General features: G+C 58.3%; 8 protein-coding genes. 4 read left to right on the plus strand and 4 right to left on the minus strand.

What is annotated here, in order from left to right:
- Positions 1–94: 94 nt before the first annotated feature.
- A complete protein-coding gene (gene ettA / locus ACYZT7_RS28115; RefSeq protein ID WP_462039045.1) occupies positions 95–1,759 on the minus strand; it encodes an energy-dependent translational throttle protein EttA in 1,665 nt (554 codons plus the stop codon).
- Between the two features lie 285 nt (positions 1,760–2,044).
- Here ettA and ACYZT7_RS28120 point away from each other — a divergent pair, with 285 nt between their 5' ends.
- From ACYZT7_RS28120 to ACYZT7_RS28135, 4 genes are all read left to right on the plus strand, one after another.
- On the plus strand, positions 2,045–5,893 hold the full coding sequence (locus ACYZT7_RS28120) for a sensor domain-containing protein (protein WP_462039046.1): 3,849 nt from the start codon (positions 2,045–2,047) through the stop codon (positions 5,891–5,893).
- A gap of 314 nt (positions 5,894–6,207) precedes the next feature.
- Positions 6,208–7,203: an IS110 family RNA-guided transposase gene (locus tag ACYZT7_RS28125; protein ID WP_462030744.1), complete on the plus strand. Its 996-nt coding sequence runs from the start codon at positions 6,208–6,210 to the stop codon at positions 7,201–7,203.
- Positions 7,204–7,391: 188 nt separating this feature from the next.
- Positions 7,392–8,645 carry a serine hydroxymethyltransferase gene (gene glyA, locus ACYZT7_RS28130; RefSeq protein ID WP_462039047.1) on the plus strand — a complete coding sequence of 418 codons (1,254 nt, stop codon included), beginning with the start codon at positions 7,392–7,394 and terminating at the stop codon, positions 8,643–8,645.
- Between the two features lie 26 nt (positions 8,646–8,671).
- Positions 8,672–9,331 (plus strand): hypothetical protein, encoded by a 660-nt coding sequence (locus tag ACYZT7_RS28135; protein WP_462039048.1) that lies wholly within the window; start codon positions 8,672–8,674, stop codon positions 9,329–9,331.
- Between the two features lie 13 nt (positions 9,332–9,344).
- Here the strand turns inward: ACYZT7_RS28135 and yjiA are convergent, their stop codons facing one another.
- From yjiA to ACYZT7_RS28150, 3 genes are all read right to left on the minus strand, one after another.
- A complete protein-coding gene (yjiA, locus tag ACYZT7_RS28140) occupies positions 9,345–10,313 on the minus strand; it encodes a GTPase (RefSeq protein WP_462039049.1) in 969 nt (322 codons plus the stop codon).
- A 171-nt stretch (positions 10,314–10,484) separates the two neighbouring features.
- Complete coding sequence (locus ACYZT7_RS28145; protein ID WP_007895266.1) at positions 10,485–10,682, minus strand: YbdD/YjiX family protein; 198 nt, start codon at positions 10,680–10,682, stop codon at positions 10,485–10,487.
- A 14-nt stretch (positions 10,683–10,696) separates the two neighbouring features.
- Entirely contained in the window at positions 10,697–12,763 is a 2,067-nt protein-coding gene (locus ACYZT7_RS28150; RefSeq protein WP_462039050.1) for a carbon starvation CstA family protein, read from the minus strand.
- Positions 12,764–12,914: the final 151 nt, after the last annotated feature.

Raw genomic sequence — 12,914 nt, forward strand, 5'->3', positions numbered from 1 at the left:
GGCGGCGTTCCGACGATGGCCGCGCTGCGGCCTATCTGATACCCAAAAAAAACGGAGCCCGAAGGCTCCGTTCTTTCATGCAACCAACCTGAAATCAGGCCAGTTTCTTGTGCCGTACACGATGCGGCTGAGTCGCGGCTTCGCCCAAGCGTTTGCGGCGATCGGCTTCGTACTCGGTGTAGTTGCCTTCGAAGAACACCGCTTGCGAGTCGTCTTCGTACGCCAGGATGTGAGTCGCGACGCGGTCAAGGAACCACCGATCGTGAGAGATCACAATGGCAGCGCCCGGGAAATCCAGCAGGGCTTCTTCCAGGGAACGCAGGGTTTCAACGTCGAGGTCGTTGGACGGTTCGTCAAGCAGCAGGACGTTGCCCCCCTCTTTCAGGGTCAGGGCCAGGTGCAAGCGACCGCGCTCACCACCGGACAGGTCCTTGACGAACTTCTGTTGATCGCCGCCCTTGAAGTTGAAGCGACCGACGTAGGTGCGCGACGGGATCTCGTAGTTGCCAATGCGGATCTGGTCGGAACCGTCGGCGATTTGCTGGAAGACAGTCTTGCTGCCGTCCAGGTCTTCGCGGCTCTGATCGACGCATGCCAGTTGCACGGTTTCGCCGACTTCGATGCTGCCAGAATCCGGAGTTTCCTTGCCCATCAGCATGCGGAACAGGGTCGATTTACCGGCACCGTTACCGCCGATCACGCCAACGATGGCGCCTTTAGGCATGGAGAACGACAGGTTGTCGATCAACACGCGATCGCCATAGCCCTTGGAGACGTTCTTGAACTCGATGACCTTGTCGCCCAAGCGCGGACCGGCCGGGATGTAGATCTCGTTGGTTTCGCTGCGCTTCTGGAATTCCTGCGATTGCATTTCTTCGAAGCGTTGCAGACGAGCCTTGGATTTGGACTGGCGGGCCTTGGCGCCTTGGCGCACCCACTCCAGTTCTTCCTTCATGGCTTTTTCATGGGCCGACTGCTGCTTGGATTCGGCAGCCAGACGATTGGACTTGGCTTCAAGCCAGCCCGAATAGTTGCCCTCGTACGGGATACCGGCGCCGCGGTCGAGCTCGAGGATCCAGCCGGCGACGTTGTCCAGGAAGTAACGGTCGTGCGTGATCGCTACCACGGTACCCGGGAAATCGTGGAGGAAATGCTCCAGCCAGGCGACGGAATCGGCGTCCAGGTGGTTGGTCGGTTCGTCGAGCAGCAGCATGTCAGGGGCGGACAGCAGCAGACGGCACAGGGCCACACGACGCTTTTCACCACCGGACAGGAATTCGACCTTGGCATCCCACGCTGGCAGACGCAGCGCATCGGCGGCGACTTCCAGTTGGCGATCCAGGTTGTGACCGTCGCTGGCCTGCAGGATGGCTTCGAGTTTGGCTTGTTCAGCGGCCAGTTTGTCGAAGTCGGCATCCTCGTCAGCGTAAGCCGCGTAGACCTCGTCCAGGCGCGCCTGGGCGTTCTTGATCACGCTGACCGCTTCCTCGACCACTTCACGCACAGTCTTGGTCGGGTCCAGGATCGGTTCTTGCGGCAGGTAGCCGATGTTCAGGTCCGGCATCGGACGAGCTTCGCCGTCGAACTCAGTGTCGACGCCTGCCATGATTTTCAACAGCGTGGATTTACCCGAACCGTTAAGGCCGAGTACGCCAATCTTGGCGCCCGGGAAGAACGACAGCGAAATGTTTTTGAGGATTTCCCGCTTCGGCGGAACAACTTTACCCAGCCGATGCATGGTGAATACGTATTGAGCCATGGAGAACCTAGGGTCAGTGACTGATGAATGATTGGAGCGCAGGCGATGCCTGGCCAGGCTGTGCGCGTCGGCCGATTGATGGGTATCAATACGTGCGCGCTGAAAAAGCCTGATTCTAGGAGCTGGAACGCTCCCGCGTAACCGGCAAAGCTACCTTAATGACGAGAGGCAGTCCAGCCGAGCGGGACTGGCACTTTGCCACAACTCAAGGCATGCTAGCCGCCCTCCGGGCGTCCGGCTTATAGTGCACGTCGCGCCAGTCCAGCCAAACCGCAGGATTACAGTTTGTCTAATGTCACTCCCTCATCTTCCGTGAGCGCACTCAATCCTGCGACCGGCTCACCCCTGCGTGGGTCCTTGAAGGGCGCGCTGGCGGCGCTCGTCCTGTTGTTGCTCGCGCTGCTGTTCTGGCAGTTGCTGGATCAGCTGCGCGATGCCCAACAACACCAGCGTCAGTACACCATCGACTACACCGCCGATCTAGCCTCGCAAGTCAGCCTGAACATGGCGCTCAACGCCCAGATTGCCCTCAACCTGCTACCGATCGTCGAACAACCGCAAAGCGCCGACGAACAGCAGGCGCTGTTTCGCAAACTGCAAAAATCCTTGCCTGACCTGCGCAGCCTCGCGTTGCTCAGCCCTTCCGGGAAAGTCCTCACCGACAGCGCCGACAACAGCGACGATGCCGACTACCTGAGCGAACTGGTCCGGCGCAGTCACGCCCAGGCCCATTACTTCAGCAATGCCAATGACGGCTCGGTGGTGCATCTGCTCCTGCATCAAGCCAGCGGTAGCACCCGCGGCTACTGGGTTCTGCGCCTGACGCCGACATTTTTCTCGTCGCTGAGCAAACAATACGAAACCGGTATTCGCCCGCTGTGGGTGGTGGAAAACCGCGTCAATCACCAGATCATCAGCCGCGACGATGGGCAGCCCTCGGCCACTCCGGCGGTGATGACACCGGATGAACTGGCCAACAGCGTGCTGACAGTGCCCCTGAGCAGCAGCGACTGGCAACTGCGCGGGCTGTTCGACCGGCAACGGATGATCGAACACCTGTTGCCGGCGTTCATCGGCAAATGCCTTCTGGGCCTGGCCTTCTCGCTCCTGCCGTTCATCGCCCTGCTGAACATGCGCCGCCGCCAGCGCCAGGTGCACGAAGGCCGTCGGCGCTACCAGGATATTTTCGAAGGCACCGGCGTCGCCCTGTGTGTGCTCGACGTGTCCGGGCTTAAAAGCCTCTTCGACAAGGCTCAGCTGCACAGCAGCGAACAACTGAAGGCCTGGCTCGAAACGCCGCAACAACGCCAGCACCTGCTGCAGGAACTGCGCATCACCGAGGTCAACCTGGTCGCCCTGCAACTGCTCAACGTCAACGCTTGCGATCAAGCCTGGAAACTGCTGATCGACGGCAATCCGCAGGACGGCACCGCCATCGGCAATCAAGTGCTCGAAGCGGTGCTCAACCAGCAGAAACAGCTTGAACTGGAAATCAAATTGCAGGACGCCAATGGCCGCGACCAGCACTTGTGGCTGGTCCTGCGTCTGCCGGAAGACCAGGACGACTATAAAGCGGTGATCCTGAGCATCACCGATATCACCAGTCGCAAGCTTGTCGAACTGTCGCTATTGGAGCGCGAAGGATTCTGGTCCGACGTGGTGCGCACCGTGCCGGATCATCTGTACGTGCAGGACGTGATCAGCCAGCGAATGATTTACAGCAACCACCACCTGGGGCAGACGCTCGGTTACAACCGTACCGAACTGCACCAGATGGGCGAGTATTTCTGGGAAATCCTCCTGCATCCCGAAGATGCCGACTTCTACCACCGCTCTCGCCAAACCCAGCGCCAGGCCGGTTACAGACAATTGATGCAATGCCAGCTGCGCTTCCGCCACCGGGACGGTAAATGGCGGCGCTTCGACATCCGCGAACAGGCGCTGGCGCGGGACAAGCACGATCAGGTCACGCGGATCATCGGCGTGGCCAAGGACATCACTGATCAGATTGAAGCCAGTGAGTCCCTGCGCGACAGCGAGCAGCGTTACCGGATGCTCGCCGAAAGCATCAGCGACGTGATTTTCTCAACCGACAGCAAGATGGCGCTCAACTACGTCAGCCCGTCGGTGCAAGCCGTGCTGGGCTACGACGCCGACTGGATTTTCCAGAACGGCTGGCAATCAACCATAGCCAATCCGCAACAACTGACCGGCATTTACAACCTGATGGACCGGGTCAGCAAAGCGCTGAATAAACCCGACCAACTGGCGCTGTTGCGCAGTCAGGTGCAGACCCAACTGTTTTTGTTCGACTGCCTGCGGGCCGACGGGCGCAAGATCCCCATCGAACTGCGGCTGGTGCTGGTCTGGGACGAACACGGTGCCTTCGAAGGCGTGCTGGGCGTCGGTCGCGACATCAGCCAGCAACGCCGGGCCGAAAAAGACCTGCGCATGGCCGCGACAGTATTTGAGCATTCGACGTCTGCGATCCTGATCACCGACCCGGCCGGCTACATCGTCCAGGCTAACGAAGCCTTCAGCCGTGTCAGCGGTTATGCGGTGGAGCAGGTGCTCGACCAGTTGCCGAACATGCTGACGGTCGATGAGCAGCAGGAAGCCCATCTGCGTTACGTGCTCAAGCAGCTGCATCAGCACAGCACGTGGGAAGGTGAAGTCTGGCTCAAACGACGCAATGGCGAGCATTACCCGGCCTGGGTCGGGATTACGGCGGTGCTGGATGACGAAGGCGATCTGGCCAGCTACGTGTGCTTCTTCAGCGACATCAGTGAGCGCAAGGCCAGTGAGCAGCGGATTCACCGCTTGGCCTATTACGACGCCCTGACCCACCTGCCGAACCGCACGCTGTTCCAGGATCGCCTGCACACGGCGCTGCAATCCGCCGAACGGCAGAAGTCCTGGGTGGTGCTGATGTTCCTCGACCTGGATCGTTTCAAACCGATCAACGACTCCCTGGGCCACGCCGCCGGTGATCGCATGCTCAAGGAAATGGCCACGCGCCTGCTCGGCTGTGTCGACGATGACGACACCGTGGCGCGCATGGGCGGCGATGAATTCACCTTGCTGCTACAACCGCGGGCCAACCGTGAAATTGCCTTGAACCGGGCGATTCATGTGGCCGAACAGATTCTCGCCAGCCTGGTGAAACCGTTCGTGCTTGAAGGCCGCGAATTCTTCGTCACCGCCAGTATCGGCATCGCCCTGAGCCCTCAGGACGGTAACGAACTCAGCCAGCTGATGAAAAACGCCGACACCGCGATGTATCACGCCAAGGAGCGTGGCAAGAACAACTTCCAGTTCTATCAGGCCGACATGAACGCCAGTGCCCTGGAGCGTCTGGAGCTGGAAAGCGACTTGCGTCACGCCCTGGAGCAGAACGAATTCGTCCTCTACTACCAACCGCAGTTCAGCGGCGATGGCAAACGCCTGACCGGCGCTGAAGCCTTGCTGCGCTGGCGCCATCCGCGACGCGGTCTGGTGCCGCCGGGAGACTTCATTCCGGTGCTCGAAGAGCTCGGTCTGGTGGTGGATGTCGGCGACTGGGTGATCAGCGAGGCCTGCCGTCAACTCAAGACCTGGCATCAGGCCAAGGTCCGGGTGCCGAAGGTGTCGGTGAACATTTCGGCCCGGCAATTCTCCGACGGCCAACTCGGGACGCGGATCGCCACCATCCTCAAGGAAACCGGCCTGCCGCCGGCATGCCTGGAGCTGGAACTGACCGAAAGTATTCTGATGCGCGAAGTCAGTGAAGCGATGCAGATTCTCGCCGGGCTGAAAAATCTCGGCCTGAGCATTGCGGTCGACGACTTCGGCACCGGTTACTCATCGCTCAACTACCTCAAGCAATTCCCGATCGACGTGCTGAAAATCGACCGCACCTTCGTCGACGGCCTGCCGTCGGGTGAGCAGGATGCGCAGATCGCCCGCGCGATCATCGCCATGGCCCACAGCCTCAATCTGGCGGTTATCGCCGAGGGCGTGGAAACCCACGAGCAACTCGACTTCCTGCGAGAGCATGGTTGCGATGAGGTTCAGGGGTATCTGTTCGGGCGGCCAATGCCGGCGAGCCGGTTTGAAGCGCAGTTCAGCAATGATGCGTTGTTCATGTTCGACTGAAGTTCAGCGGCGTCTGTCATGACGTCTTCGCGGGCAAGCCTCGCTCCTTGTATGTTGACCCTGACTCCAGCGAGAGAGGTTACGCTCAAGGATTCATTCAACAGCAAGTGCGTTTCTGGGGGAGGCCGATCGCTCCTGAAGGCAGGATTTGCTCCTGACCTTGTCTGTAGAGAGGCCCCCCCGCCTCATTGCCCACCACGAAGAGTATCGAGAAGCCGACAAGTCGGACTTCGCATTACAAGGTTGCAGTGGCATGAAGTTCGAGGTCGGGGGAACCGGAAGCAATCTTACCTAAAGTCAGGGAAGTGAAAAGCATGAATACTCATGTCGGCATAGACATTGGTGCCAAAACGTCTGCCATGGGATGGCGGCAGAACGGCAAAACAGTCGGCCAGTGGGACATTCAGCACACGCCCAAGGGTCGTAAGGCCGCGGTGAATAAGATGATGGGCCTCAAACCGCTGAGCGTGGTCATGGAGGCCACCGGTATTTACTACCTGGATCTTGCGTTGGAGTTGCATGCCGCCGGCTTACCGGTCTCGGTGATCAACCCAAAAAGCTTCCACAACTTTGCCAAGTTGATGTTGCAAAACAGCAAGACTGACCAGATCGATGCGCAGTTGCTGGCTGAATATGGCGAGCGCATGGCACCCAGGCTTTGGGTCCCGCCTACGGCGGATCAAATGATGCTGCGTGCGATTGGCCGTCATATCAATCGACTGATTGGCCATCGGACCAGAGCCAAGAATGAGCTGCATGCGCTACAAGCGACAGATACGAGTATTGAGTTGCTAATCGCAGATGAGAAAGACGCGATTGCTGCATTGGATATACGCGTTGACCGTTTGAAAAAGGCTGCGCGCGACGCCATCGCCAAGTGCCCGAACCTGACCTTGCAGTTTCGCTGCATGATGGCGGCACCCGGCGTGGGAGAGGCTTCAGCGATTGCTGCACTGGCTGAGTTGACGACGCTACCTGTAACGCTCAAATCGGCACAGGTGAGCCGTTATGCGGGGCTGGACGTGAGATTGACCCAGTCAGGAACAAGTGTGAACCGCCCTGGCCGAATGTCGAAATGTGGCAACGCCTACTTACGCGCAGCGATGTTCATGCCGGCAATGACGGCAATCCGTTGCGATGAGAACGTGAAAGCCTTCTACGAAGCTCTGGTGGCTCGGGGCAAGAAGAAAATGCAAGCCATCGGAGCAGTGATGCGCAAGTACCTGACGGGTTTATGGGCTTGCATGCGCTCCGGCGAAGAATTTGATACGGCCAAGCTTTTTAGCGAAAAACATCTCGCGAAAGCTTGACCGTGAACAGAGTATCTACAGATCTCACCGACCGTAGGAGCGAGGCTTGCCCGCGAAGAGGCCAGCATGATCACCGCATATCCCGTCATGAAGCCCACTTGTCTGCGACATGATGTCCTTTCATATGCCATCTAAAACCCATTGGGTTAGAATGCCCCCCTTTTCTGCCCCGATCCTTGAGGACCGCCATGTTCAGCCGTGATTTGACTATTGCCAAGTACGACGCCGATCTCTTTGCCGCCATGGAGCAAGAAGCTCAGCGCCAGGAAGAACACATCGAGCTGATCGCTTCGGAAAACTACACCAGCCCTGCGGTCATGGAAGCTCAAGGCTCGGTACTGACCAACAAGTACGCCGAAGGCTACCCGGGCAAGCGCTACTATGGTGGTTGCGAGTTCGTCGACGTGGTTGAGCAACTGGCCATCGACCGTGCAAAAGAACTGTTTGGCGCCGATTACGCCAACGTTCAGCCGCACGCAGGTTCGCAAGCCAACAGCGCCGTTTACCTGGCTCTGCTGCAAGCGGGCGACACCCTCCTGGGCATGAGCCTGGCTCACGGCGGTCACCTGACCCACGGTGCCAGCGTTTCCTCTTCCGGCAAGCTGTACAACGCCGTTCAGTACGGCATCGATGCCAATGGCCTGATCGACTACGACGAAGTCGAGCGTCTGGCCGTTGAGCACAAGCCGAAAATGATCGTGGCCGGTTTCTCTGCCTACTCGCAGATCCTGGACTTCCCGCGTTTCCGCGAAATCGCCGACAAGGTGGGTGCCTACCTGTTCGTCGACATGGCCCACGTGGCCGGTCTGGTCGCCGCTGGCGTCTACCCGAACCCGGTGCCTTTCGCTGACGTCGTGACCACCACCACGCACAAGACCCTGCGCGGTCCACGTGGCGGCCTGATCCTGGCTCGCGCCAACGCCGACATCGAGAAGAAACTGAACTCCGCAGTATTCCCGGGCGCCCAGGGTGGCCCGCTGGAGCACGTGATCGCCGCCAAAGCGATCTGCTTCAAGGAAGCGCTGCAGCCTGAGTTCAAGACCTACCAGCAACAAGTGGTGAAGAACGCCAAGGCCATGGCCGGCGTGTTCATCGAGCGCGGTTTCGACGTGGTATCGGGCGGTACTGAAAACCACCTGTTCCTGCTGTCGCTGATCAAGCAGGAAATCTCCGGTAAAGACGCTGACGCCGCTCTGGGCAAGGCTTTCATCACCGTGAACAAGAACTCCGTGCCAAACGATCCACGCTCCCCGTTCGTCACCTCCGGTCTGCGCTTCGGTACTCCGGCTGTGACCACTCGTGGCTTCAAGGAAGCAGAGTGCAAAGAGCTGGCCGGCTGGATCTGCGACATCCTGGCTGACCTTTCCAACGAAGCGGTGATCGACGCCGTTCGCGAGAAAGTCAAAGCCATCTGCAAGAAGCTGCCGGTGTACGGCGCTTAATAAGCCGGGCGAAAGACTGTAATCAGTTGATCGATAAAAAATGCCTACATCAAACGATGTGGGCATTTTTTTGCGCTGATTATCGCCACAACACAACAACAGCTGAAACTTCCCCCATCTATTCCAATAACACTTTCACCTTCGCCAGCGATCACTCTAGCCTGCTTGGCATGCGCCCGAAAGGCCAAGGCAAAACCCTCGAATCCTTAACGCTGCATTTTGGACATACGGATAACGGCTATATTATTTCCATCAAAAATAAAGGCAACTATCACAATAAGATAATATGCAAAGGCGCACTAGATCTTCTTGGCGCGAAAAAATCCGACACCACCAACCCGACAATTTTTACGCTCACAGACCATCGCAACAACGTCATTACGCTTGACGACATTTCCGCGCCCCATCTACCAATCTCAATCAAGTCAGGAAAAAAAACATGTCGGAGGATCCAAAATAAGAGGTTCGCGCTATATATACCTCGCCGAAACCGAAGAACAATCAAAGGTAACTTTTGCTTTGAGTATTCTAAAAAAAGGTGTGGCATTGAATTCCTGATCGGTGCGATCGCCAGACCGGTCATGCCAATTTATCGATTTTCACACAGTGATCTTTGGTGTTACCGGCTCCTGTGTCCACCAAGGACCCTGTGGGAGCGGGCTTGCCCGCGTTGGCGTCATCCCTGACGCCAACGGTGATTTAGCCAGCCGCTACCCGCGCAAACCCCTCACGGATTTTCTCTTCCGGCAAATCATCGGCAATGAACACGATCACGCTTTCGCGCGGTTCATCGTCCGCCCATTCGGTGTCCCAATCGAATCCGTATAACTTCAACACGCCCTGAAACACCATGCGCCGCGGCTCACCAAGGATGTTCAAAACGCCTTTATAGCGCAGCAGTTGCTTGCCATGGTCTTCCAGCAGTTCGTTCATGAACTCGCTGAGTTTGTCGATATCCAGTGGCTTGTCGGTGCGCAGTACCAGGCTGGAAATACGGTCGATGGACGGCGCTTTGTTGACCGGGCGCAGGCTGACGCCGCCAAGGTCAGCATTGAGATTGAAACCGCGCACGTCAAGTAATTCGGCCAGGTCAATCTTGCCGTGCTCGACCACGCGAATCGGTGCGCGACGGTTGATCCGGATCAGCCGCTCGCTGAGGGTGTTGAACGTCGCCTCGTCCACCAGATCGCGCTTGCTCACCAGTAAGCGGTCGGCGAAACCGATCTGCGCCTGGGCGATGGTTTGAGTCAGATGAGTGTCAGCGTGCGCCGCGTCGACGAGGGTGATGATGCCGTCGAGGATGTAACGCTCGCGCAGCTCTTCATCGATGAAGAACGTCTGAGCCACCGGTGCCGGGTCGGCCAGGCCGGTGCATTCGATCACCAGACGGTCGAAGGCGATTTCGCCGCTGTCCAGGCGCTCGAGCAGCAAGTACAGAGCCTTGGTCAGGTCAGTGTGGATGGTGCAGCAGACGCAACCGTTGGACAGCGTCATCACTTGCACCGGTTCGTCGCCCAATAGTTGGGTATCGATTCCGGCATCGCTGAACTCGTTCTCGATCACGGCGATTTTCAGGCCGTGTTCAGCTTTGAGCAGGTGGCGCAACAGCGTGGTTTTTCCCGCGCCAAGGAAGCCACTGAGGATCGTGACGGGAATGGGAGAGGACAAACTGGATCTCCTTCTAATACACAAAAAAATGGGAGCGGTCCTGTGGGAGCGAGCTTGCTCGCGATGGCATCACCACGGTTTTAACGATAAACCGAGTTGCCTGCATCGCGAGCAAGCTCGCTCCCACAAAAAACCGCTCCACATCACATCTGATAACACGCCGTTAGAGGTTCAACAGCACTTCGGCCCACCCTTGCCACCGTAACGAGCTTCCTGGCGTTCCCGGAAGAACATCTCGTAGCTCATCACCGGTTTGTCCGGGTGTTTGGTTTGCATATGCTCGACGTAATTGTCGTAGTCGGGCATCCCGACCATCAGGCGCGCGGCCTGACCGAGGTATTTACCGAGGCGACTCAGGTCATTGAACATGCTGCAATCCTCGATTACGCATCCGGCAGCGCCTGGAACGGTGCTTCTTTATCCGTACGTTCTTTGCTGCCCCAGGCGGCGATACCGACCTTGAGCGCATAGAACAGGATACTGAATACCACGAACAGGAACAGCGCCGTCAGCGTTGCATTGGTGTAGGCGTTGAAAATCACGTGCTGCATCTGGGTGATGTCCTTGGCCGGGGCGAGGATCTGACCGTTGGCCAGCGCATCGCTGTATTTTTTCGCCAGCGACAGGAAGCCGATCGCCGGGTTGGCGTCGAACAGCTTGATGAAGCCTGCGGTGGTGGTGCAGATCAGCAACCACACCGCTGGCAGCATGGTGACCCAGACGTAGCGTTGGCGTTTCATTTTGATCAGCACAACGGTTGCCAACATCAGTGCGATACCGGCGAGCATCTGGTTGGAGATACCGAACAGCGGCCACAAGGTGTTGATGCCACCCAGCGGATCAATCACACCCTGGTACAGCAACCAACCCCACATCGCCACGCAACCAGCAGTCGCGATCAGGTTGGCGGTCCAGGATTCGGTGCGTTTCAGCGCCGGCACGAAGGAACCGAGCAAGTCCTGGAGCATGAAACGGCCGGCACGGGTCCCGGCGTCGACGGCGGTCAGGATGAACAACGCTTCGAACAGGATCGCGAAGTGGTACCAGAACGCCATGGTGTTTTCACCCGGCAGGACACTGTGCAGGATCTGCGCAATACCGACCGCCAGGGTCGGCGCACCGCCGGCACGGGCCAGGATCGTGGTTTCACCGATGTCCTTGGCCACCGCCTGCAGCGCTTCCGGCGTAATTGCAAAGCCCCAACTGCTGACCATCTGCGCGACCGAAACCACGTCACTGCCGACGATGGCCGCCGGGCTGTTCATGGCGAAATACACGCCTGGCTCGATCACCGACGCGGCAACCATGGCCATGATGGCGACGAAGGATTCCATCAGCATGCCGCCGTAACCGATGTAACGGGCGTTGACTTCGTTATCCAACATTTTCGGTGTGGTGCCCGAAGCAATCAGCGAGTGAAAACCCGACACCGCGCCACAGGCGATGGTGATGAACAGAAACGGGAACAGACCGCCCTTCCACACCGGCCCGGTGCCGTCGATGAACTGGGTCAGTGCCGGCATTTTCAGGTCGGGCATGGTGATCAGAATGCCGATCGCCAAGGCCACGATGGTACCGATTTTGAGAAACGTGGACAGGTAATCTCGCGGTGCCAGAATCAGCCAGATCGGCAACACTGCGGCAACAAAACCGTAGCCGATCAGCATCCAGGTTATTTGTACGCCGGTGAAGGTGAACGCTTTGGCCCACACCGGATCGGCAGCCACTTGCCCGCCCAGCCAGATCGAACCCAGCAACAGCAATACGCCAATCACCGAGATTTCGCCGATGCGGCCCGGGCGGATGTAGCGCATGTAGATGCCCATGAACATCGCGATCGGGATGGTCGCCATCACCGTGAAAATCCCCCACGGGCTCTCGGCCAGGGCCTTGACCACGATCAGCGCCAGCACCGCGAGGATGATGATCATGATCAGGAAGCAGCCAAACAGCGCGATGGTCCCGGGGATACGGCCCATTTCTTCACGAACCATGTCGCCGAGGGAACGGCCGTTGCGGCGGGTGGACATGAACAGGACCATGAAGTCCTGAACGGCACCGGCCAGCACCACGCCGGCAATCAGCCACAGCGTACCGGGCAAATAGCCCATTTGCGCCGCCAGGACCGGACCGACCAGCGGCCCCGCGCCAGCGATGGCTGCGAAGTGGTGACCGAAGAGGATGTGTTTGTTGGTGGGGACGTAGTCCAGACCATCATTGTTGAGCACGGCGGGGGTGGCCCGTCGCGGGTCGAGTTGCATCACATTGTTAGCGATGAACAGACTGTAGTAACGATAGGCAACCAGATAAATGGCCACGGCAGCGACCACAATCCACAAGGCGTTGATCGCCTCACCTCGGCGCAATGCCACTACACCAAGGGCGCACGCACCTACGATTGCCAGCAGCAGCCAGGGTAAGTGGCGTAGCAGGCTATTATTATTTTTCATTTTATGATTCCAGCCAGAGTGGACAAGAAAGAGAGCCGTTCGGAGTTTAGCGCTAACGGCCGCAAAGGCCATACCCCGACATTGGTTGAGCCTTCACTTTGCTGGCAGCCTTTGACAATGCGGGTCTATAGTCAGCGAACATTTACGAGGA

Source organism: Pseudomonas sp. RT4P38 (genome assembly GCF_054897765.1).